General features: G+C 61.9%; 24 protein-coding genes and 1 pseudogene. 15 read left to right on the forward strand and 10 right to left on the reverse strand.

The genetic code is table 11. The features are described 5' to 3' along the window. Window positions 1-34 precede the first annotated feature (34 nt). Window positions 35-238, forward strand: coding sequence for a hypothetical protein (locus AC56DI_RS09905; RefSeq protein ID WP_496346001.1), 204 nt, complete (start codon window positions 35-37; stop codon window positions 236-238). A gap of 7 nt (window positions 239-245) precedes the next feature. Here the strand turns inward: AC56DI_RS09905 and AC56DI_RS09910 are convergent, their stop codons facing one another. Beyond that, a complete protein-coding gene (locus AC56DI_RS09910; RefSeq protein ID WP_496346147.1) occupies window positions 246-1,130 on the reverse strand; it encodes a methyl-accepting chemotaxis protein in 885 nt (294 codons plus the stop codon). Further along, a pseudogene (locus AC56DI_RS09915) lies at window positions 1,104-2,117 on the reverse strand (HAMP domain-containing protein); the annotation flags it as partial. The pseudogene AC56DI_RS09915 and the gene AC56DI_RS09910, both read right to left, overlap by 27 nt. Before the next feature lie 117 nt (window positions 2,118-2,234). Here AC56DI_RS09915 and AC56DI_RS09920 point away from each other — a divergent pair. Next, a complete protein-coding gene (locus AC56DI_RS09920; RefSeq protein ID WP_496346002.1) occupies window positions 2,235-3,713 on the forward strand; it encodes a helicase HerA-like domain-containing protein in 1,479 nt (492 codons plus the stop codon). 17 nt (window positions 3,714-3,730) lie between these two features. Here AC56DI_RS09920 and AC56DI_RS09925 read toward each other — a convergent pair whose 3' ends face one another. After that, on the reverse strand, window positions 3,731-3,946 hold the full coding sequence (locus tag AC56DI_RS09925) for a TIGR02450 family Trp-rich protein (protein ID WP_324518272.1): 216 nt from the start codon (window positions 3,944-3,946) through the stop codon (window positions 3,731-3,733). After that, window positions 3,946-4,929, reverse strand: coding sequence for an NAD(P)/FAD-dependent oxidoreductase (locus AC56DI_RS09930; protein ID WP_496346003.1), 984 nt, complete (start codon window positions 4,927-4,929; stop codon window positions 3,946-3,948). Before AC56DI_RS09930 ends, AC56DI_RS09925 begins: the two co-directional genes overlap by 1 nt. Before the next feature lie 141 nt (window positions 4,930-5,070). On the opposite strand from AC56DI_RS09930, the gene AC56DI_RS09935 reads away from it, so the two are divergent. From AC56DI_RS09935 to AC56DI_RS09945, 3 genes are all read left to right on the forward strand, one after another. Then, window positions 5,071-5,982, forward strand: a complete 912-nt coding sequence (locus AC56DI_RS09935; protein ID WP_496346004.1) for a TIGR01777 family oxidoreductase — start codon at window positions 5,071-5,073, stop codon at window positions 5,980-5,982. Next, complete coding sequence (gene hemH, locus AC56DI_RS09940) at window positions 5,979-7,004, forward strand: ferrochelatase (RefSeq protein WP_496346005.1); 1,026 nt, start codon at window positions 5,979-5,981, stop codon at window positions 7,002-7,004. Before AC56DI_RS09935 ends, hemH begins: the two co-directional genes overlap by 4 nt. Window positions 7,005-7,149: 145 nt before the next feature. Then, window positions 7,150-8,493 carry a spinster family MFS transporter gene (locus AC56DI_RS09945; RefSeq protein WP_496346006.1) on the forward strand — a complete coding sequence of 448 codons (1,344 nt, stop codon included), beginning with the start codon at window positions 7,150-7,152 and terminating at the stop codon, window positions 8,491-8,493. A 77-nt stretch (window positions 8,494-8,570) separates the two neighbouring features. Here AC56DI_RS09945 and AC56DI_RS09950 read toward each other — a convergent pair whose 3' ends face one another. Then, window positions 8,571-9,848, reverse strand: coding sequence for a uracil-xanthine permease family protein (locus AC56DI_RS09950; RefSeq protein ID WP_422588470.1), 1,278 nt, complete (start codon window positions 9,846-9,848; stop codon window positions 8,571-8,573). After that, window positions 9,849-10,487 carry a uracil phosphoribosyltransferase gene (gene upp / locus AC56DI_RS09955; RefSeq protein WP_496346007.1) on the reverse strand — a complete coding sequence of 213 codons (639 nt, stop codon included), beginning with the start codon at window positions 10,485-10,487 and terminating at the stop codon, window positions 9,849-9,851. Between the two features lie 234 nt (window positions 10,488-10,721). Between upp and AC56DI_RS09960 the strand changes: the two genes are divergently transcribed. Beyond that, a complete protein-coding gene (locus AC56DI_RS09960; protein WP_496346008.1) occupies window positions 10,722-11,279 on the forward strand; it encodes a hypoxanthine-guanine phosphoribosyltransferase in 558 nt (185 codons plus the stop codon). Between the two features lie 5 nt (window positions 11,280-11,284). Then, complete coding sequence (locus AC56DI_RS09965) at window positions 11,285-11,755, forward strand: WbuC family cupin fold metalloprotein (RefSeq protein ID WP_496346009.1); 471 nt, start codon at window positions 11,285-11,287, stop codon at window positions 11,753-11,755. Between the two features lie 25 nt (window positions 11,756-11,780). Here the strand turns inward: AC56DI_RS09965 and dauA are convergent, their stop codons facing one another. After that, window positions 11,781-13,523, reverse strand: a complete 1,743-nt coding sequence (dauA, locus tag AC56DI_RS09970; protein ID WP_496346148.1) for a C4-dicarboxylic acid transporter DauA — start codon at window positions 13,521-13,523, stop codon at window positions 11,781-11,783. Between the two features lie 239 nt (window positions 13,524-13,762). Between dauA and AC56DI_RS09975 the strand changes: the two genes are divergently transcribed. The 4 genes from AC56DI_RS09975 (at window position 13,763) to AC56DI_RS09990 (ending at window position 17,382) form a co-directional block, all read left to right on the forward strand. Continuing rightward, window positions 13,763-14,050 carry a PA4642 family protein gene (locus AC56DI_RS09975; RefSeq protein WP_496346010.1) on the forward strand — a complete coding sequence of 96 codons (288 nt, stop codon included), beginning with the start codon at window positions 13,763-13,765 and terminating at the stop codon, window positions 14,048-14,050. A gap of 10 nt (window positions 14,051-14,060) precedes the next feature. Beyond that, the gene (locus AC56DI_RS09980; protein ID WP_496346149.1) at window positions 14,061-14,651 is read left to right on the forward strand and encodes a transglycosylase SLT domain-containing protein; all 591 of its coding nucleotides are present in this window, start codon (window positions 14,061-14,063) and stop codon (window positions 14,649-14,651) included. A gap of 464 nt (window positions 14,652-15,115) precedes the next feature. Beyond that, entirely contained in the window at window positions 15,116-16,612 is a 1,497-nt protein-coding gene (mqo, locus tag AC56DI_RS09985) for a malate dehydrogenase (quinone) (protein WP_496346011.1), read from the forward strand. A 185-nt stretch (window positions 16,613-16,797) separates the two neighbouring features. Further along, window positions 16,798-17,382: a YajG family lipoprotein gene (locus AC56DI_RS09990; RefSeq protein ID WP_496346012.1), complete on the forward strand. Its 585-nt coding sequence runs from the start codon at window positions 16,798-16,800 to the stop codon at window positions 17,380-17,382. Window positions 17,383-17,436: 54 nt separating this feature from the next. Here AC56DI_RS09990 and AC56DI_RS09995 read toward each other — a convergent pair whose 3' ends face one another. Beyond that, the gene (locus tag AC56DI_RS09995; protein ID WP_496346013.1) at window positions 17,437-17,643 is read right to left on the reverse strand and encodes a hypothetical protein; all 207 of its coding nucleotides are present in this window, start codon (window positions 17,641-17,643) and stop codon (window positions 17,437-17,439) included. Between the two features lie 255 nt (window positions 17,644-17,898). Between AC56DI_RS09995 and AC56DI_RS10000 the strand changes: the two genes are divergently transcribed. Next, entirely contained in the window at window positions 17,899-18,177 is a 279-nt protein-coding gene (locus AC56DI_RS10000; RefSeq protein WP_496346014.1) for a hypothetical protein, read from the forward strand. Window positions 18,178-18,242: 65 nt separating this feature from the next. On the opposite strand, the gene AC56DI_RS10005 is transcribed toward AC56DI_RS10000, so the two are convergent. Beyond that, on the reverse strand, window positions 18,243-19,409 hold the full coding sequence (locus tag AC56DI_RS10005) for a 1-acyl-sn-glycerol-3-phosphate acyltransferase (RefSeq protein ID WP_496346150.1): 1,167 nt from the start codon (window positions 19,407-19,409) through the stop codon (window positions 18,243-18,245). 148 nt (window positions 19,410-19,557) lie between these two features. Here AC56DI_RS10005 and AC56DI_RS10010 point away from each other — a divergent pair, with 148 nt between their 5' ends. Genes AC56DI_RS10010 through AC56DI_RS10020 form a run of 3 tightly spaced genes read left to right on the forward strand, consistent with a single transcriptional unit; the run spans window position 19,558 to window position 20,650 of the window. Next, window positions 19,558-19,740, forward strand: a complete 183-nt coding sequence (locus AC56DI_RS10010) for a CPXCG motif-containing cysteine-rich protein (protein ID WP_496346015.1) — start codon at window positions 19,558-19,560, stop codon at window positions 19,738-19,740. After that, entirely contained in the window at window positions 19,740-20,000 is a 261-nt protein-coding gene (locus tag AC56DI_RS10015; protein WP_496346016.1) for a putative signal transducing protein, read from the forward strand. The genes AC56DI_RS10010 and AC56DI_RS10015 overlap by 1 nt, the downstream gene beginning before the upstream one ends. A gap of 32 nt (window positions 20,001-20,032) precedes the next feature. After that, the gene (locus tag AC56DI_RS10020; RefSeq protein ID WP_496346151.1) at window positions 20,033-20,650 is read left to right on the forward strand and encodes an SOS response-associated peptidase; all 618 of its coding nucleotides are present in this window, start codon (window positions 20,033-20,035) and stop codon (window positions 20,648-20,650) included. 204 nt (window positions 20,651-20,854) lie between these two features. Here the strand turns inward: AC56DI_RS10020 and AC56DI_RS10025 are convergent, their stop codons facing one another. Next, window positions 20,855-21,697 (reverse strand): methyl-accepting chemotaxis protein, encoded by an 843-nt coding sequence (locus tag AC56DI_RS10025; protein WP_496346152.1) that lies wholly within the window; start codon window positions 21,695-21,697, stop codon window positions 20,855-20,857. Between the last annotated feature and the right edge of the window lie 10 nt (window positions 21,698-21,707).

Raw genomic sequence — 21,707 nt, forward strand, 5'->3', positions numbered from 1 at the left:
TGGGTTCTTGCGTCGCTATGTGGAGTAGAACGTGATGAGCGATCCACTGGCTCGCGGTGCGGCCCATGCACCGCAAATGATTGGTGAGGGTTGTACGCGTCGCTACGACCCTGAGGCATTGAGCGAAGAGGATGGCGCTGAGTTCGCCGAGGCGGCGACTCTGTGGCAGCGATTGCAGCAGGAAGCAGCGTTGCCCGCGACTGAAGCCGCCTTGCCATTGCCTGGCAAGGCGGGCTGAGGCCGGATCAGATCCGGAAACTGTCCACCAACTGCTTGAGGCGGGTGGCTTGCTGCTGCAGGTCATCACAGGCGCGCAAGGTCGCGTGCAGGTTTTCCACCCCATGCTGGTTGAGGGTGTTGATCTCGGTAATGTCGACGTTCAGCGACTCCACCACTGAGGTCTGTTCTTCGGTGGCGGTGGCCACCGACTGGTTCATCCCGTCGATCTCACCGATCCGTTCGGTGACGCTGCTCAGGCGTTCGCCGGCCTGGTTGGCGATCTCCACACTCTCTTCGCTGTAGCGCTGACTTTCGGTCATGGTGATCACCGAGTCGCGCGAGCCAACCTGCAACTCCTCAATCATTTGCTGGATTTCCTGTGCCGACTCCTGGGTGCGGTGGGCGAGGTTGCGCACTTCGTCGGCAACCACGGCAAAACCACGGCCGGCTTCGCCAGCGCGGGCAGCCTCAATGGCGGCGTTGAGGGCCAGCAGGTTGGTTTGCTGGGAAATGCTTTTGATCACCTCAAGGATCTGGCCAATATTCACCGTTTTACCGTTGAGGCTTTCGATGTTGCTGCACGAGGCGCTGATCTTGCCCGACAGTTCGCTCATGGCGACGATGGTCTTCTGCACCACTTCGCGGCCATCTTCGGCCAGATGGCGGGCATCGGAGGCCTGATTCGAGGCTTGCGCGGCGTTGCGTGCAATCTCCTGGGCAGCAGCGCCGAGCTCATTGATGGCGGCGGCCACGCTGTGGGTGCGGTTGGCCTGCTCGTCGGAGTTGGCCATCGATGATGTCGAGGCGTTGACCACCAGTTTGGCCACTTCGTTGAGGCGGCCGGTGGTTGAGGACACTTCGCGGATCGAGCTGTGAATACGCTCGACAAACTTGTTGAAGGAGCCCGCCATCTGGCCAAATTCGTCTTGCGAATGAATCTCCAGGCGCTTGGTCAGATCACCTTCGCCCTGGGCGATGTCCTGCATGGCTTTACCCATGATGCGCAAAGGACGCATCAGCACCTGAATCAGCAAACTGAGCAGGAAAATGATACTGACCACCGCGATGACCATGGCGATGATGGCCGAGGTGCGGAAGGTGCTAAGCATCGCGTAGGCTTTGGTTTTGTCGATGCTCAGGCCAACATGCCAGGTCACGCCTGGCAGGCCTTTGACCGGGGCGAAGGTCAGCAGGCGGGTCACGCCGTCGAGTTCAACTTCGCTGAGCTCCTGGGTGATGCGCGGGGTGTCTTTGGGGAACACGTCGCGCAGGCCTTTCATCACTAGGTCCTGGTTTGGATGCACCAGAATCTTGCCGTCCGAGCTGACCAGGAAGGCGTAGCCCATGCCGTGGAAGTCCAGCGAGTTGATGATCTGCACCAGGGTCTGCAAACTCAGGTCGCCACCGACTACGCCGGCCGATTGCGACGGGGTGGCGATGGTGATGATCAGTTGTTTGGTGGCTGCATCGATATAGGGTTCGGTCAGGGTGGTGCCGCCAGCCGTCATGGCGTCCTTGTACCAAGGGCGTGTGCGCGGGTCGTAATCGGCCGGCATGTCGTCGTTGGGGCGCATGGTGAAGCTGCCATCGGCGCTGCCCAGGTAGCTGTAGATAAAGGTCGAGGCCAGGGCTTTTTGCTCCAGCAGGCGACTAACGGCGTCTGCCGTCGGATTGCTGGCGATGGTCTGCGCGGCACTTTCCACCAGAAGGATGCGCCCCGACAGCCAGCTTTCAATGTTGTTGGCCGTGACCGTGCCCATTTCCGTCATGTAGCTGTCCAGGTCACTGCTGATGGCATTGCGTTGCTGATAATCGCCGAACAGGGTGAACAGCGAGAAGGCCGCAGCGACCACCAGGGAGGCTGCAAGCAAGATTTTCTGGCGAAATTTCAGGTTCATGGCAATGACCGCGGTTATGTTTGTTAGAAAGACGGCCTGTTCAGGCGCGCAGGCACTCCGGTTATGCTGTGTGTCTCGGCATATATGCAGTAAAGCTTTAACCCAAGGGAAGGCAAGATGACTGAAAATGTCGCATTTGTACTAGGTGCCGATCTGGCGGGGCAGCCGGTGGCTCAGTCCCTGCGTTTGTGCAACCGCCATGGCCTGATTGCCGGTGCCACCGGCACGGGCAAGACCGTGACCCTGCAACGCCTCGCCGAGGCGTTCAGCGACGCCGGCGTGGCGGTGTTTGCCGCTGACGTTAAAGGCGACTTGTGTGGGTTGGGCGCCAGCGGCAACCCGCAAGGCAAGATCGCCGAACGAATTGCCAGCATGCCCTGGTTGCAGCACCGCCCCCAGGGCTATCCAGTGACCTTGTGGGACGTTAATGGCGTGAGCGGGCATCCCCTGCGCACCACCCTGAGCGAGCTGGGCCCGTTGTTGCTGGGCAACCTGTTGGAGCTGAGCGACAGCCAGCAGGCGGCCCTGTATGCAACCTTCAAGGTGGCGGATCGCGAAGGCTTGCTATTGCTCGACCTGAAGGATTTGAAGGCGCTGCTCAATCACCTGGCAGCCCATCCCGAGATGCTTGGTGAGGACAAGCCGCTGTTTACCGGCGCATCCGGCCAGGCATTGCTGCGGCGTCTGGCGACCCTGGAGCAGCAGGGCGTGGAAGCCCTGTTTGGCGAGCCGGCGCTGCAGCTGGAAGACATTCTGCGCACCGAGGCCGATGGTCGTGGGCGCATTCACTTGCTCGACGCCAGTCGCCTGGTGCATGAGGCGCCGAAGGTTTATGCGACCTTCCTGTTGTGGCTGCTGGCCGAACTGTTCGAACAGTTGCCCGAGCGCGGCGATGCCGACAAGCCACTGCTGGCGCTGTTTTTTGATGAGGCCCACCTGCTTTTTGCCGACACGCCCAAGGTCTTGCAGGAGCGTTTGCAGCAGGTGGTGCGGTTGATTCGCTCCAAGGGCGTAGGGGTGTTTTTCGTTACCCAGTCGCCGGCCGACTTGCCCGATGAAGTGCTGGCCCAGCTGGGCTTGCGCATCCAGCATGGCTTGCGCGCCTTTACCGCCAAAGAGCAAAAATCCTTGCGCGCGGTGGCTGATGGCTTTCGCCCCAATCCGGCCTTCGACACCCTGGCGGTGCTGACTGAGTTGGGCATCGGCGAAGCGCTGGTTGGCACCCTGGAAGACAAAGGTACGCCGGCCATGGTTCAGCGTGTGGCCATTGCCCCGCCGCAGTCGCGTATTGGTCCGTTGAGTGAAGCTGAGCGTGCGCAACTGGTCCGTCAGTCGCCGCAAGCCGGTCGCTATGATCGGGCGATTGATCGCGAGTCGGCCTATGAGTTGCTGCTGGCGCGGGCGGCGCAAACCCCAGCGGCGGCGCCGACCAAACCGGCCGAAGCGGGCGACAGCCTGACCGAGATGGCCGGCGGCATGCTCGGCAGTCTCGCCAGTCAAGCGTTGAAAACGGCGGTGCGGCAAGTCGCTACTCAGGTTGGCCGCGAGCTGGTGCGTGGCTTGCTGGGGTCATTGCTGGGCGGCAAGCGCCGTTAGCAGTTAAGCGGCGGGTGTTATTGCCAGCCGCTTAACCACACCTCGTCATCTTGCAGCTGGCGCCAGTCGATCTGTTCGCTGCGCCGCGTCAGCACCGCCTGCAGTTCTACCTGCAGCACGGTGCCGGCTTCATCGCATAGCAGCTCGTTGACTAAAAAGTGCTTTTCGCGGTTCTGCGGGCGGGCTGCTGTCCATTTCGAGAGCAGCAGCTTGTTGGGGTTCAGGCGCCTCATCAGAGCTGCTCAAGGATGCGGCGGGCCGCTTCCTGGCCGCTGAGCCAGGCGCCTTCCACACGGCCGGACAGGCACCAGTCACCGCAGGCATACAGACCTAGATCGGCATCGGCCAGCACACTCCATTGGTGCGCGGCCGCCGGGCGGGCGTACAGCCAGCGGTGGGCGAGGGTGAAGCTGGCTGCGGGCACGGTGCAGCCAATCAGTTCGGCAAATGCGCCCTGCAATTGTTCGATCACCGCCTCTTTGGGCAGGTCCAGGTGATGTTTGCTCCAGTGGCTGGTGGCGTGCAGAACCCAGGTGTCGACGGCCGTATCGCGACCGGGTTTGCTGCGGTTGCGCGCGACCCAGTCAAGCGGACTGTCGTGAACAAAGCAGCCTTCGACCTCGGTTTGCAGTGGCTTATCAAACGCCAGGGCCACTGCCCAGGTTGGCTCCATCACCACGCTGGCGGCCGCACTGGCCAGCTTGGGTGCAGCGCTGAGCAGGGCACTCGCCTGTGGCGCTGGAGTGGCGACGATGACATGGCTGAACGGGCCGTGGCTGTTGCCCTCGGCATCCAGCAGGCTCCAGTGCTGTTCGCCGCGGAACACCTCGGTGATGCGGCAGGAGAACTGTACCGGCAGGCCAGCGAGCATGGCTCGGCAGATGGAACTCATGCGCGGAACCCCGACCCAGCGCTCCTGCTCATCTGGCGACACGCTCAGTTGGCCCTGGCGGCTGTGATACAGCTTGGGGCTCCATTGGCCGACCCAGCCGTGGGCCTTCCACTGTTGTACGGCCTCAACGAAGTGTCGGTCACGGGCAGTGAAGTATTGTGCGCCCAGGTCCAGCGCGCCGGCATCGCTGCGCTTGCTGGCCATCCGTCCGCCGCTGCCACGGCTCTTGTCGAATAGCTGCACGGCATGGCCGGCTGCCTGCAGGGTGTGGGCCGCCGACAACCCGGCGATGCCGGTGCCGATGATGGCGATAGGTGTGCTCATGGTTTACCTCATAGCTGTGGCAGCAGGTTAAGTCTTGGACGGTAATTATACAATCTGCTATTTTTGTATAAGTATGTGCGCCGCGCTTACCTGTCTACTCATCAGACTAGTCAGTGCTTTAGCTAATTGGAGAAAGATGCCATGCAGATATTGCTGACTGGTGGTACGGGTTTGATAGGTCGCGCGCTGTGCCGTCACTGGCATACCCAGGGCCATCAGCTCGTGGTGTGGAGTCGTCAGCCCGAGCAGGTCGCGCGTCTGTGCGGCACCGGGGTGCGGGCCGTTGCCCGGCTTGATGAACTGGGCGACGAACACTTGGATGCCGTGGTTAATCTGGCCGGCGCGCCGATTGCCGATCGGCCCTGGACGAGCAAGCGCAAGGCCGTTCTGCTGGCCAGTCGCGTGGCCCTGACGGAGCAGTTGCTGGCCTGGCTCGGCACTCGTGCAGACCGGCCGCGGGTGTTGCTCTCCGGCTCGGCGGTGGGCTGGTATGGCGATGGCGGCGAGCAAACCTTGAACGAGACAATGACGCCGGTCGCTGATGACTTCGCCAGCCAGCTGTGCTCAGCCTGGGAGGCTGCGGCGTTGGCGGGTGAAGCCTTGGGCATGCGCGTGGTGTTGCTGCGCACCGGTTTGGTCCTGGCGGCCGAGGGCGGTTTTCTCGGCCGTTTGCGGCTGCCGTTCAAGTTGGGTTTGGGCGGGCCGATCGGTAATGGCCGGCAATGGATGCCGTGGATCCATCTGCAGGATCAAATTGCCCTGATCGATTTTCTCTTGCAGCACGACGCTGCCTGCGGTCCTTATAATGCCTGCGCGCCGGCACCGGCCCGCAATCTGGATTTTTCGCGGGCCTTGGGCCGCGCCTGGCATCGTCCGGCGCTGCTGCCGATGCCGGCCTGGGTGTTGCGCCTGGGCCTGGGCGAATTAAGCGGCCTGTTGCTGGGTGGCCAGCGAGCATTGCCGGAACGGCTGACCGCGGCCGGTTTCACCTTCCGTTTTACCGACTTGGATGAGGCCTTGAACGATCTTCTTGGCCATAAGGATGCTGCATGACCGATCACGCGCTGTTGCTGGTCAACCTGGGTTCGCCGGCCTCGACTGAGGTGGCGGATGTGCGTCGCTACCTCAATCAGTTTCTGATGGACCCCTACGTCATCGATTTGCCATGGCCGGTACGCCGGCTGCTGGTGTCGCTGATTCTGTGGAAGCGTCCTGCGGCTTCGGCTCACGCCTATGCCTCGATCTGGTGGGATGAGGGCTCGCCGCTGGTGGCCCTCAGCCGCCGTCTGCAAACCCAGATGCAAGGCCTGTGGCGTCATGGTCCGGTGGAGCTGGCGATGCGTTACGGCGAGCCGTCGATTGAGAGCGTGCTGCTGCGTCTGGCCAGTCAGGGCATCCGCCAGGTAACGCTGGCGCCGCTGTATCCGCAGTTTGCCGACAGCACCGTGACCACGGTGATCGAAGAGGCCAAGCGGGTAGTGCGCGCGCATAAACTGGCGATGCAATTTGCCATCCTTCAGCCGTTCTACCAGCAGCCGGAATACATTGCCGCCCTGGCCGAGAGCGCCAAGCCCCATCTGCAGGCGGGCTTCGATCACCTGTTGCTGAGCTTTCACGGTTTGCCTGAGCGTCACCTGCACAAGCTCGACCCCACGGGTGGGCAATGTTTGAAAGGCCCAGACTGCTGCCGTAATGCAACGCCTGAGCTGCTCGCCGTGTGTTACCGCGCCCAGTGCCTGCGCAGCGCCGAGCTATTCGCCGCGCAACTGGGGCTCAAGCCTGAGCAATGGTCGGTGTCCTTCCAATCGCGCCTGGGTCGGGCCAAGTGGATCGAGCCCTACACCGAGGCACGTTTGCACGAGCTGGCCGGCCAGGGGGTCAAAAAACTGCTGGTGATGTGCCCGGCGTTTGTTGCCGATTGCATCGAAACCCTGGAGGAAATCGGTATTCGCGGCCGTGAAGAGTTCCTCGCCGCCGGCGGTGAAGAGCTGCTGCTTGTGCCCTGCCTGAACGATCACCCGGCCTGGGGCCCGGCGCTTAACAGCCTCTGCGAGCGCGCGCCGCAAGCCTTGTGACCTGCGAGTCATTCGCGCAAGGGCGCGTGCTGTATTCGCCGGCTGGATAAGGCCGGCGAACGGTATAAGCGTCGCGTTCGCTCCGGCTAAGCTGGGCGCACTTTCAACCGTCGGGTCGCGCGCAACGCGGCCCAGGAGAACGTGCGTGGCGAACAACAATAATAATTCTGCTTACCCCTCCAGCCTGCGTGCCTGGAGCACCGTGGCCATCCTTATGCTGGCCTACGTGCTGTCGTTTATTGACCGGCAGATTCTCAATCTGCTGGTTGGGCCGATCCGTCGTGACCTGGTGATCAGCGATACCCAGATGAGCCTGCTGATGGGCTTGTCCTTCGCGCTGTTCTATACCGTGTGCGGCATTCCGCTGGGGCGTCTGGCCGATACCAAGAGCCGGCGCGGCTTGATTGCCATTGGCGTGCTGTTTTGGAGTGCGATGACCGCAGCCTGCGGTATGGCGCGGCTGTATTGGCAGTTTCTGCTTTGTCGGATTGGTGTCGGCGTCGGCGAGGCGGCCTTATCGCCGGCGGCCTATTCGCTGATTGCCGACAGCTTCCCGGCCGAACGCCGGGCCACGGCCATCAGTGTCTATTCCATGGGCGTGTACCTGGGCTCCGGGCTGGCGTTCCTGCTGGGTGGCTTGGTGATCAAGTTCGCCTCGGCCCAGGGCGATGTGTTGCTGCCTGTGCTGGGCGAGGTGCGGCCGTGGCAGTTGATCTTCCTCATTCTCGGCGGCGCTGGCGTGTTGTTTACCCTGTTGCTGCTGGCGGTGCGTGAGCCGGCGCGGCGCGGTGTGGGGGCTGGGGTGGCGGTGCCGCTGGTTGAGGTTGGGCGCTACCTGCGAGCCAATCGGCGCACGGTGCTGTACCACAACTTCGGGTTTGCCGGCCTGGCCTTTGCTGGCTACGGCAGTGCCGCGTGGATTCCGACTTTCTTTATTCGCACCTATGGCTGGGATGCCGGCCATGTGGGCGTGGTGTACGGCAGCATCGTGGCGGTCTTTGGTTGTCTGGGTATCGTCTTTGGCGGGCGTCTGGCGGACTGGATGGCCAAGCGCGGGCGCACGGACGCCAATATGCGTGTCGGCCTGTATGCGGCCATGGCTGCATTGCCGTGTGTGGCGAGCTTTCCGCTGATGGACAATGCCCTGTGGGCGGCGGCGCTGATGGCGCCCACGGTGTTTTGCCTGAGCATGCCGTTTGGCGTGGCCCCGGCGGCGATTCAGGAAATCATGCCCAGCGCCATGCGTGGCCAGGCGTCGGCCATCTACCTGTTTGTGATTACCCTGATCGGCCTGGGCATAGGCCCGACGGCGGTGGCGCTGGTGACCGACTACCTGTTTGCCGATGACCAGGCGCTGCGCTATTCGCTGCTGATCGTCAGCACCCTGGCGGTATCGAGTTCGCTGTTTCTGCTGGCTAAAGGCTTGCAGCCCTATCGCGAGAGCGTGCTGCATTTGCAGCAGTGGGCAGCGCAGCCGGGACGCAGTTGAGCGCCTAAGCGCAGGCGCAAAAAAGCCCCTCGCGGGGCTTTTTTTATTCTCTCAAATTGACCCGCAGGGCATCTCGGCTAGATGTCTGGGCGGTCGTCCAGGGCTTTGTTCTTCCAGCTGTCATTGCCCGGCAACAGCAGGTTGAGAGCGATGGCGACAATGGCGCACAGGGCGATGCCCTTCAGGCCGACGTCGTCCGGGCCGGTGCCAGTGCCGACCAGCACGCCGCCGATGCCGAACACCAGGGTCACGGAGACGATCACCAGGTTGCGTGCTTCGGCCAAGTCGACTTTGTGGCGGATCAGGGTGTTCATCCCCACGGCGGCAATCGAGCCGAACAGCAGGCACAGAATGCCGCCCATGACCGGCACCGGAATGCTCTGCAGCAGGGCGCCGAACTTGCCGATAAAGGCCAGGCTGATGGCGAAAATCGCCGCCCAGGTCATGATTTTCGGGTTGTAGTTCTTGGTCAGCATCACCGCGCCGGTGACTTCGGCGTAGGTGGTGTTGGGCGGGCCGCCAAACAGGCCAGCGGCGGTGGTGGCGATGCCGTCACCGAGCAGGGTGCGGTGTAGGCCGGGTTTTTTCAGGTAGTCACGGCCGGTGACGCTGCCCACCGCGATCACTCCGCCGATGTGTTCGATGGCCGGTGCCAGGGCCACGGGCACGATAAACAGGATCGCTTGCCAGTTGAACTCTGGGGCGGTGAAGTTCGGCAGTGCCAGCCAGGGGGCGGCGGCAATCTTGGCTGTGTCGACCACGCCGAAATAGAACGACAGAGCAAAGCCCACCAGCACCCCGGAGATGATCGGCACCAGGCGGAAGATGCCTTTGCCGAACACCGCGACGATCAGGGTGGTGAGCAGCGCTGGCATGGAAATCAGCATGGCGGTGCGGTAGGGGATCAGTTCAGCGCCGTCGCCACTCTTGCCCATGGCCATATTGGCGGCGATCGGTGCCATGGCCAGACCGATGGAAATGATCACCGGGCCGATGACCACCGGCGGCAGCAGGCGGTCGATAAAACCGGTGCCTTTGATCTTCACTGCCAGGCCGAGGAAGGTGTAGACGAAGCCGGCGGCCATCACCCCGCCCATGGTCGCGGCCAGGCCGAACTGGCCCTTGGCGAGAATGATCGGGGTGATAAAGGCGAAGCTGGAGGCGAGGAATACCGGCACCTGGCGGCCGGTGACCACCTGGAACAGGAGGGTGCCAAGGCCGGCAGTAAACAGCGCGACGTTAGGGTCGAGGCCGGTAATCAGCGGCATCAGCACCAGGGCGCCGAAGGCCACGAAGAGCATCTGCGCGCCGGACAGCACCGTGCGCCAGAGTGGATCGTTGAATTCATCCTGCATTTAGGCGTCCTTTTGCTTGGTGCCGAAGATCTTGTCACCGGCATCGCCCAGGCCCGGAATGATATAGCCGTGTTCGTTCAGGCACTGGTCGATGGAGGCAGTGAAGATCACCACGTCTGGATGCGCCGCTTCGACCGCTTGGATACCTTCGGGAGCAGCCACCAGCACCATGGCGCGGATTTCCTTACAACCGGCTTTTTTCAGCAGGTCGATGGTGGCAACCATGGAACCGCCGGTGGCCAGCATCGGGTCGATGATCAGGGCCAGGCGCTCGTTGATTTCCGGCACCAGTTTTTCCAGATAGGTGTGCGCTTCCAGGGTTTGCTCATTGCGCGCCACGCCGACGGCGCTGACCTTGGCGCCGGGGATCAGACTGAGTACGCCGTCGAGCATGCCGATGCCGGCGCGCAGGATTGGTACCACGGTGATCTTCTTGCCGGAGATTTTTTCCACCTGCACCGGACCACACCAGCCGTCGATCTGGATATTTTCCAGGGGCAGGTCCTTGGTCGCTTCATAGGTCAGCAGGGCGCCAACTTCCTGGGCCAATTCGCGGAAGTTTTTCGTGCTGATATCGGCGCGGCGCAGCAGGCCGAGTTTATGGCGGATCAGCGGATGGCGGATCTCGAAGGTAGGCATGACGGGGCTCTCCGGCGGGGCGGGCGATTAACAAGGTTAGAGTAAAGCATTCGCCGGGCAGGCGGCGGCTGGGTGTTTTGCGGGCTTAGCGTTTATCCTGTGGCTTTGCATTGGTATGCGTTGGTCTGCCAGGGCTTGCCCGCAGACCAGCAGGTGAGTACCTTTGCCGGCTTTTATTTTGACACATTGATCAGGTTGTCTGCGCGCAGAGCCTGTCTACTTTGAGGAAATGCCATGTCTGTCGATCTCGCCCATATCCGCCAAGTCATGCAGGAAGCCGATTGCCTGTACCACGAAGCCGAGGTGGAAGCGGCCATCGAGAGAATGGCCGTGGTGATCAACGGCGAGCTGGCCGAACGCAACCCTGTGGTGTTCTGCGTGATGAATGGCGGCCTGATCTTTTCCGGCAAACTGCTGCCCAAGCTGAATTTCCCGCTGGAATTGTCCTACCTGCACGCCACTCGCTACCGCAGCGAAACCAGCGGCGGCGAGCTGTTCTGGAAGGCCAAGCCGGAAATCTCCTTTATGGACCGCGATGTGCTGATCATCGATGACATCCTCGACGAAGGGCACACCCTGGGCGCGATCATCGACTTTTGCCGCCATGCCGGTGCCAGCGCAGTACACACCGCCGTGCTGATCGACAAGGACCACGACCGCAAGGCGCGCCCGGATCTGAAAGCTGATTACGTTGGCTTGCCGTGCATTGATCGTTTCATCTTCGGTTACGGCATGGACTACAAGGGCTACTGGCGCAATGCACCGGGCATCTACGCGGTCAAAGGCCTGTAACGGTCATGCCTGAGCCGCGCTTTCTCGATCAGGCGCTGTTTGCCCAGCTGGGCGCTCAGGCAGCGGCCAGTCCGCGCCTGCGTCAGCACCATAATTTCCATCAGATGGACGAACCCTGCCATCGCTTGGCGGTGGGCCTGCAGCCGGGCACCTATATCCCGCCGCACCGGCACCTGGCCGCCGACAAGGCCGAGACGCTGCTGGTGCTCAAGGGCCGTCTGGGGCTGCTGATTTTCAGCGACAGCGGTGAGGTGGTGGCGCAGCGGCTGCTGGCGGCGGGCAGCGATTGTGTCGGTGTCGACCTGCCGCCTGGGGTGTTTCACGCCCTGGTGGTGCTGGAGGCCGACAGCGTGCTGTTCGAGTGCAAGGCCGGACCTTACCGGCCGATTGGCGACGGCGAGCTAGCGCCCTGGGCGCCGGGTGAAGGTGATGCTGAGGTCGAGGCCTATCAGGCCTGGATGGTCGCGCAGTTCTGAGTGGCTGCCCTGGAGGGCATCTGGGCTACCGCTCAACGACCTGCTCGCCGTTGACGCTGGCAGGTTCGAGCCAGCTGAGGGCCTTGGCCCTGGCCTGTTCGAGGTTTTGCACATAGGCCAGGTGGCCTTCTTCACGCAGGATACCGGCGCGGCGCAGTTTCAGGCGCACCCGCGACGAGGTGCCGACCAACACCAGGCCGACGCTTTGCTTGCGATAGTCACGCAGCACGTTGTCCAGCGCCGCCAGGGCAGTCATGTCCAGCAGCGGCACGGCGCTGATATCGACAATCACCACCTTGACGTCGTTATTGAAGCGGCGCAGCACACTCAGGGCTTTCTCGGCCGCGCCGAAGAACAGCGGCCCGCGAATGGCGTACACCAGTACGTGCTCGGGCAAATCCTTGAGGGCCTGATGGAAGTGCCGGGGCAGGGCGGCGGTGTCGGTGAGGTCGCTCATGCGTTTGATAAACAGGCCGGCAGCCAGCAGCAGGCCGACGCCGACGGCCAGCACCATGTCGAACAGCACGGTCAGGATCAGGCAGGTCAGCAGTACCAGCACGTCACTGCGCGGGGCGATGCGCAGGGTGTGCAGCACATGGCCGGCCTCACTCATGTTCCACGCCACCATCAGCAGCAAGGCCGCCAGGGCCGCCATCGGCAGGTAACTGAACAGCGGCGCCAGCAGCAGAATCGCCACCAGCACTACGCCGGCATGGATGATTGCCGCCAGCGGCGAGAAGGCACCAGCGCGCACGTTGGCGGCGCTGCGGGCGATGGCGGCAGTGGCGGTGATGCCACCAAACAGCGGTGCGATCAGGTTGCCCAGACCTTGGCCGACCAGCTCGGCATTGGGGTCGTGCTTGCTGCCGGTCATGCCGTCGGCCACTACCGCGCAGAGCAGCGATTCGATGGCGCCGAGCATGGCGATGGCAAACGCCGGCGCCAGCAGTTGGCGAATCAGCTCAAACGACAGGCCCAGGGGCTGGCCATTGGCCGCCGGCAATTGCCAGGGCCAGGCGAAGTCCGGCAGAAAGGGCGGAATCCCGGCATGCAGCACACCGTCGAGGCTGTAGCTGAAACGCTCGCCCAGGGTTGCCAGAGCGATGCCCAACGCTTCCAGGGCCAGGCCGGCAACCGTGCCCACGGCCAGGGCCGCCAGGTGGCCAGGCACTTTCGGTACCCAGCGCGGCCAGAGGATCAGCACCGCCAGGCTCAGCGCCGCCACCAGGGCATCGCCGAGATGGGCGCTGGGCAAGGCCAGCAGCAGGACCTGTACTTGCTCCAGGTAGTGCAGGGGCTGGCTGTTCAGGCTCAGGCCGAGCAGGTCCTTGAGTTGCAGGGTGGCAATCACGATGCCGATACCGGCAGTAAACCCCAGGGTTACCGGGTAGGGCACGAATTCGATCAGGCGGCCGGCGCGGCCCAGGCCCATGGCGATCATGATCAGGCCGGCAAGCATGGTGCACAGCAGCAGGCCGCCGAGGCCAAATTGTTGGGTGATCGGTAGCAGGATCACCACAAACGCGGCCGTCGGCCCGGAGACGTTGAAGCGCGAGCCGCCCGTGAGGGCGATCAGTGGTGCGGCCACCAGCACCGTGTACAGGCCATATTGCGGGGCGACGCCGACGGCAATCGCCAGGGCCATGGCCAAGGGAATGGCGATGATGCCTACCGTCAGGCCCGCCGCCAGGTCGCCGCGCAGGGCCTTGAATGAATACCCAGCCTTGAGGGTCTGGCGCCAGGCGGCGAACACGGGAAGCAAGGGCAGCGACATGGTGGATTCCTTCGGCAATACCCCGAGTATAAGGGCCGCAGGCGTGTCGGCGCAGGCCTCCGATAGTTGTATTTGTCAGTGAAAACGCCCTGTTTAAAGGCTTGGCTGCCCTCTTGTGGGTCTAGCTGCGGTTGGTGGCTCTGGGTTGCGCTGTCTCGCGGTAGGTGGTCGCCTGGGCGTCGGCCCCTGGGGTAAACTGCCGGCCCTGAAAAACCGGCCCGTTGGAGTGGATCATGCGTAAAGACAAGAAACAGGTGATTGGCGATGAAATCGGTGACGATCCGATCAAGCTGTTCCTCGCTTTCGAGCCGGTTGATGGCACCTCGCCGTCCCTGCACAAGCTGGTTAAGGCCTATCGCGGGCTGCGGGTGGATGATTTCGCCCGTTTTGTCGGCTTCTTCCAGGCTGCCGGTTACGACCTGGGTGCCACCGATGCCCAGGGCCATGACTTTGTCGCCCTGATTCAGGACCAGCGTCAGGCTGCGCCCTATATCGATGTCATCAATGCCGCCCGTGCTTGAATCGCCGTTGCTGTGCCGGGCGACGTTGCTGCTGAGCATTTATCTGCTCGGCGCGTGCAGCACCCGCCCGCCGGCACAGCCGGAAGACCTGTGCCAGATCTTTGCGGAAAAATCGACCTGGCACCAGGCCGCGCAGGGTATGACCCAGCGCTGGGGCACGCCGTCGTTCGTGACCATGGCGATGATGTATCAGGAGTCGAGCTTTCGCGAAGATGCGCGGCCGCCGATGCGCTATTTCCTTGGCGTCATCCCCTACGGTCGGCCCAGTACGGCCTATGGCTACGCCCAAGTCAAAGACGAAACCTGGGCGGATTATCAGCGCGAAACCGGCAACAGCTGGGCCAGCCGCGATGATTTTGCCGATGCCCTGGATTTCATGGGCTGGTACACCAGCAAAAGCCAGAAGGTGAATGGTATTTCCAAATGGGATGCCTACAACCAGTACCTCAATTACCACGAGGGTTGGGGCGGCTTCAGTCGCGGCAGCCATCTGCAGAAGGCCTGGTTACTGCCTGTGGCTGCCAAGGTCGATGCCCGCGCCAAGCGCTACGCCATGCAGTACCGCAGCTGCAAGGCGCAGCTGGACAGTGGCTGGTTCTAGCCGCGATCGAGGTCAAGCCTACCAACGTCTAGGCCCTGGTTCCTGACCCGAGGCGGCCTCTGTAGCCTGCGCAAACACTGGGTTTTGCCTGTTTTTCGGCCCCTGTTTGGCGAAAAAAAGATCAGTGGCTTCAGCCCATGCATTTTTTTGCGTTAAGCAATGCGTCATTAATGGTATTGTTCGCGCCGAAAAAATAACGCCCTTATAGGGGCCTGTTCTGTGCAGAGCTGGCGGCGTCGGGAGATATCCTGATGTGTGCCAATGAACTGTTGAGCTGAGATCCTCTCCTGTTTATCTCCGGTTGAGAGTGGTCAAGGTGCATACAGGGAGCCATTAGTAATCTGGAAGTTACCTCTTCCTGGCTCCAAGGCCATCTGGCGGACAGTAATAAGCAGCTGGTGTTTGCTCATGAGGCCGAGTAACAGCAGTTGGGTGCTGCAGATTTTGATTGTGGAGATGCGGTAATGGCGCGAAACGAAAACGAAGCAGTGGATGTGGTGTTGGTTGGGGCCGGCATCATGAGCGCAACGCTCGCCGTGCTGCTCAAAGAGCTGGATCCGGCGATTAAGCTGGAAGTCGTTGAGTTGATGGATGCAGGTGCTATCGAAAGTTCCAACCCTTGGAACAACGCAGGCACCGGCCATGCTGGGTTGTGTGAGTTGAACTACACCCCGCAAGCCGCCGATGGCTCGGTTGATATCAAGAAGGCCGTCAGCATCAATGCCATGTTCGAGGTGTCCAAGCAGTTCTGGGCCCACCTGATCGAAAAAGGCACTTTCGGTTCCGCGCAGAGCTTCATCAATCCCGTGCCGCACCTGAGCTTTGTGCGTGGCGAGAAAGACATCGGCTTCCTGCAAACCCGTTTTGCCCAGCTGAGCAAGCATCATTGCTTCGCCGGCATGCAGTACTCCGAAGACAAGGCCACCCTGGCTGAGTGGATGCCGCTGATGATGCCCGGCCGTGAGGCTGATGAGCGCATCGCCGCCACCCGTGCCGTCGGTGGCAGTGACGTCAACTTTGGCGCCCTGACCAACCAGTTGTTGCGTTTCCTTGCCGAGCAGGATCACACCGACGTCCAGTACAACCAGCGTGTGGTTGGCCTGGAGCGCAGCGGCGCCGGTTGGTGTGTGAGCATTAAAGATGTGCTCAGCGGCGAGACCCGCAAGGTCACCTCGCGTTTTGTCTTCCTCGGCGCTGGCGGCGCGGCCTTGCCGCTGCTGCAGATGTCCGGCATTCCGGAAGGCAAGGGTTTCGGCGGCTTCCCGGTCAGCGGTCAGTGGCTGCGCTGCGACAATCCTGAAGTGGTCAGCCAGCACCAGGCCAAGGTATACAGCCAGGCCGATGTTGGCGCGCCTCCGATGTCTGTGCCGCACCTCGACACCCGCGTCGTGGAGGGCAAGAAGTCCCTGTTGTTCGGGCCTTACGCCGGCTTCACCACCAAGTTCCTCAAGCACGGTTCGTTCCTTGACCTGCCGCTGTCGATTCGCCCGAGCAACATCTTGCCGATGCTGGCCGTGGCGCGGGACAACTTCGACCTGACCAAGTATTTGGTTGGCGAGGTTATGCAGTCTCAGGAGCAACGTCTGGAAGCCCTGCGCAAGTTCTACCCGGAAGCCAAGGCCGAAGACTGGCGCTTGGAAACAGCCGGCCAGCGTGTACAGATCATCAAGAAGGACGCCAAATCCGGTGGCATTCTGCAGTTCGGTACTGAGCTGGTGTCTGCTGCGGATGGTTCCCTGGCTGCCTTGCTGGGCGCTTCGCCAGGCGCCTCGGTAACGGTCTCGATCATGCTCGATCTGATCGAGCGCTGCTTCCCCGAGCAAGTGCGTTCGGAGCAGTGGCAGAGCCGCTTGCAGGCGATCTTCAAGGCCACCGGCAAGGTGCTGGAAACCGACGCCGAGCTGTATCGCAGCGTGCAGGCTCGTTCCAACGAGTTGTTGGGGCTGGATAGCGACGTTTGATCGCTTAGTGCATGAGCAAAAAACCGCCCTCCGGGGCGGTTTTTTTATTCCCACACTCTTTTGCGCTACTACCCGTGCACGGAACCCCAGCGGTTCGCACGGGTCACAGCACTGCGCGGCTGTAAGCCTGCAACCGCCATGGTTATACTGCCGACCATCGCGTGCCTACCCTTGGAGAGATGAACATGCTGCATCGCTTGCTACTCGGTTTGCTGGCTATGGCCAGTTTGACCCTTGCCGGTTGTGTCCACAGCCCGCAACAGCTCAGCCCTCAACCCGTTCTCAATACCCAACTGGCGGCCGTTGGCCGTGGTCAGCCGGTGGTGGTGCGGGTGGTGGATGGTCGTCCGTCGCCAGTGCTCGGCACCCGCGGTGGCATGTACCCGGAAACCAGCACCATCACTGTTGCTGGCCCGCAATTGTTGCCACAGCTGCAGACTCAGGCAGAAGCTGCCGTGCGCCTGCTGGGCTTTACCCCGACGGCGAATGCCTACAACGCGCCGCAATTGACCCTGACCCTCAGCGAGCTCAAGTACCAGTCGCCCAAAGAAGGTCTGTACGTCACTGAAGCCACCATCAGTGCTACCTTCCGGGTCGATGCGCAAAATGGCGGGCGCCGTTACAACGGTCGCTACGGGGCGTCCATGGATCAGCGTTTTGGCATGGCACCCAACCAGCAGACCAACACCAAGTTGGTGACCGAGGTGTTGAGTGATGCCCTGAGCCGGGTGTTCAAGGACCCGACCATCGGCCAAGTGCTCGGTCAGTAAAGCCTGCACACAAAAAAGCCCCGGCCAAGGTCGGGGCTTTTTTATGCGGAAAATTCAGGCCGCAGCCATATACAACTCGGGAGTGCTGATACCGGTCTGTGGGTCGATATCGGGTAAGTCGTAGTGTTCGTGGCCACCCATGGCGCAGTACACCAGCCAGTGATGGTCTTGAACGTTGATGGACAGTTCGTCGACCAGGGTTTCCACATCGTCGAGCGAGTCAATCAGGTAGTCGCGGTCTTGTGGTTGCGCATGCAGCATGTCGGGTTCCTCCATGGCGAGATGAGTGGCGGTCTCGATATACGACTCAAGCTATCGCGACGAGTTTTCAACTCTAGGTCATGAAGTTGACAGTATTCAGACGGATTGGTGATAGGGCGACAACTCGTCGGAAACAAGCATCATAAGTACAGGCCTTAGGTAGACTCCGCCGCCGTATTGGCTTGCCCAGATTTAGGTCAGGGCTCCAGGCTTTGTAATGTTGTTATGGCGCCCGCTGGGCGGCGGAGATCAAACATGTCGTTGCAGGCGCTGTACGCGGTATTGACCGCCCACCCGGGACGTTGTCTGAATGTGCTGGCGATGTTTTTTGCCTGTGCGGGCGCCTGGCTGTTGTTGGCCACTCGCCAGCGTGAGTTGCGCGCCGAGGCGCAGGTCGATGGGCTGAACGATGGCCACGGCGAAGCCGTGCTGGATGCCGAGCCGACCCTGCGCTTGAATCGATTCTTCTATCAATTTGGTTTTGCCTGCCTGGCCATTGCCCTGGTCTTGTCCTGGGACAGCACCCGGCTGTAAACACCCAGGCTGGAAACGACAACGGCGACCCTAGGGTCGCCGTTGTCGTGTCTGCTGGCCGCTCTTTACAGCGGCAAACCGGCTTTGATGCGGTACTGGTTGCGCACCGGGTTGGCGTATTGCATCACCAGGTAAGGCTGCTGCTCGGGCGGACAGGCGTTCAGGCGTTTCTGCCATTCGGCCTCGGCCTTGGCCAGCTCGGCCGGGGCAAACACCTCGGCGGCGGTCGGCACCTGCAGCTGTGGGTCGCGTTCCTGCCACATGGCGTAGGCCAGGTAATGCACGGGGAACAGGCGATAGCCGGCGAGGATCTGCCGGTCCATCTCCGCCGCCAATTGCTTGGTGTCGGCAAAGTCCTGGCTGATGTGTTCGGCAAAGTTGATATGCACGCGGCCTTTGTAGCCGGTGATGCCCTGGGCAATGCTGAGGTCGTCTTCGCCCTGGCTCTTCTCATAGCTGCCGCTGCTGGCGCGGATATACAGCTCGCGGGCTTTGGCCTGGTCGCAGGGGTCGTATTCGTAGCTGATCGACACCGGCGTCAGCTTGAGGCTGCGGATCACCTCGGCGAACGGCTCGTCCTTGCGGCTCATATGGAACATCTTGAGGATCGCCGAATCGGTACGGTCATTGCCGTCCTTGGCGCGGCCCTCGGCCTGGGCGATCCAGATCGATTGGCAATCATGGCGAATCGAGTGGTTGATATAGGCCGACAGCAACTGGAACGCCGCCAGCTTCTCCCGGCGCCCACTCAGGGAGCGGTGCACGATAAAGCTCTTGTTCAGGCGCATCAGGTCGCTGACAAAGGGTTTTTGCAGCAGGTTGTCGCCAATCGCGATGCGCGGTGTCGGGATGCCGGCATGGTAGACCGCGTAGTTGACGAACGCGGGATCCATGACGATATCGCGGTGGTTGGCCAGCAGCAGATAGGCACTGCCTTTCTGCAGGCGCTCCACGCCGCTGTAGGTCACACCATCGGTGGCGCGCTCGATAGTGCGGTCCACGTAGGGCTCGACGCGGTCCTGCAATTGCGCCACCGAGTGGATGCCGCGCAACTCACGGCGCAGGCGATAGGCTATAAGAGGTCTAAGCAGCCAGCCGAAGGAGTTGGCCAGGCGCGGAAAGCGAAAGTGGGTGAGGATCGATAGAAATGCGGAGTCGCCAAGCAGGCGTTCCAGCACCGCCGGGACTTCGGCGTCGGCGTAAGGTCGGATGGCATCGAATTCGCCCATCATGTTCTCTTGTTGTGGTGTCGGCAGGGGGAGAGTGTGTTCGTGAACGCTTAGGTTGGCGATGATCTCGAACAAGTCTTCAGCAGTTTGATCTGCTGTTAAGGCTGCACATAGACCACGAAGTATACCCGCAAGTCACACGGAGGCTGCGATGCTGGAATCTCAGGACTATCAGTGCCCTTATTGCGGCGAGCCAGTAGAGGCGCTGCTGGATCTCTCGGGCGGCGATCAGCAGTACATCGAGGATTGCCCAGTCTGTTGCCGGCCGATTCAGTTCGAGTTGCAAACCGATGGCGACAGCTGGGACCTGCAGGTACGTCGGGAGGACGACTGATGCAGCGGGTCTACGAACCGGCCGACTTGCTCGAAGCCGAGCTGTTGCTGGCCATGCTCGCCAGCGAAGGGGTCACGGCCCATCTCAGTGGCCGCCACCTGCTGGGTGCCATGGGTGAGTTGCCGGTCAGTGGCTTGCTCGGCCTGCAAGTGGCCGACGAGCAGGCCGAGCGCGCGCGGCTGCTGATCACTGCGTACAATGCCGCGCAACCGCTGGACAGTGATGAATCGGTCGAGGTTACCGGTGTCCTGCTCTGCTGAATCTTCTTGCTTGTTGAGTGTTGTCACCCCTTATGTGTGGACGCTATGCCCTGTTTCGCTGGCCGCCAGCGCTGACCGCCTTGCCCGGCTTTCCGGCCGACCAGCAGCCGCACTGGAATATCGCTCCCGGCGCTCATGTGCTGATGGTTCGCCATGAGGCCGGCCAGCGTCATGCCGCTTCGGCTCGCTGGGGGCTGACGCCGCCCTGGCTGACTGATTGGTCGCGCACCCCTGCCCAGGCGCGGGCGGAAACCCTGGCCGAACAACCGATGTTTCGTGAAGCCTTCCACCAGCGCCGTTGCCTGCTGCCTGCCAACGGTTTTTATGAGTGGCGCGGTGCGGTGCGCAAGCGCCCGTATTGGCTGACCCATGAGACGTCGCCGCTGTATTTCGCCGCGATCTGGGAGGCCTATCCAGTGGAAGGGCATGCCTACCTGAGTGTGGCCGTGGTGACCCAGGCGGCCGCCGATCAGCGTCGTCCGCTGCTGCTGGATGAGGCCGGGCAGGAGGCATGGTTGGCCGCCGACACTTCACCTGCCGAGCTGCAGGCGTTGTTGGCCAAGCCGCCACTGGCAATGCGTGAACGGGTGCTGGCCAACCTGGTCAACGACCCCAAGCTGGATGCGCCGGAGTGCCTGACGCCGGCGTGATTGGCTGCTCGGTGGGTATGCCTACGTAGTGTGTTTAAGCTGCGATTGCGCGTGTGTACGAGCGGATATGTTCGCCACATTCGCGGCTGAAGCCGCTCCTACGGCGTGACGCCATACGGCATCAGTTAGAAGTCACACAGCCTTTTCTAAGGCCAAAAAAAAGGAGCCCTGTTGGGCTCCTTTTTTATTCAGCTATCTGCTCAGTCAGACGCGGAACTGGTTGATCAGGCGCCGTTGTTGTTCGGCCAGCTTGGTCAATTCGGCACTGGCCTGGCTGGCTTCGTCGGCGCCGCTGGCCACTTCATTGGCCACTTGGCCGATATTGGTGACGTTGCGGTTGATGTCTTCAGCCACTGCGCTTTGCTCCTCGGCGGCGCTGGCGATCTGGGTGTTCATATCGTTGATCACCGACACTGCCTGGGTGATGGATTCCAGGGCCTGAGCCGCTTCGGCCGCATGTTTGACGCTGTCGTCGGTTTTCGCCTGACTGTCTTCCATCACCTTCACCACTTCACGGGTGCCGTGTTGCAGCTGCTGGATCATGGCCTGGATTTCTTCGGTGGCTTGCTGGGTTTTCTGCGCCAGGTTGCGCACCTCGTCGGCCACCACGGCAAAGCCGCGACCCTGTTCGCCTGCACGGGCGGCCTCGATGGCTGCGTTGAGGGCCAGCAGGTTGGTTTGCTCGGCAATCCCGCGGATGGCCACCAGAATGGCGTTGATGTTCTCGCTGTCCTTGGCCAGGGTTTGCACCACGGTCACCGCACGGCCGATTTCACTGGCCAGGGCGGCAATCGCCTGCGAGGTGCTGTGCACAATGCTCTTGCCGTTGTTGGCGGCCTGGTCGGCATGGTTGGCGGCTTCGGCGGCATGGGTCGCGTTGCGCGCTACATCCTGCGCGGTGGCGGTCATTTCATGCACGGCAGTGGCGACCAGCTCGATCTCCTGCATCTGCTTCTGCATGCCCTGGTCGGTACGAATGGCGATGTCGGCGGTGTGCTCTGAGGAGTCGCTGACCTTCTGTACCGAGGTCACCACCTGGCTGATCATCACCTGTAGC

This window comes from Pseudomonas sp. BGA-UO-ETr-WB11 (assembly GCF_059567785.1).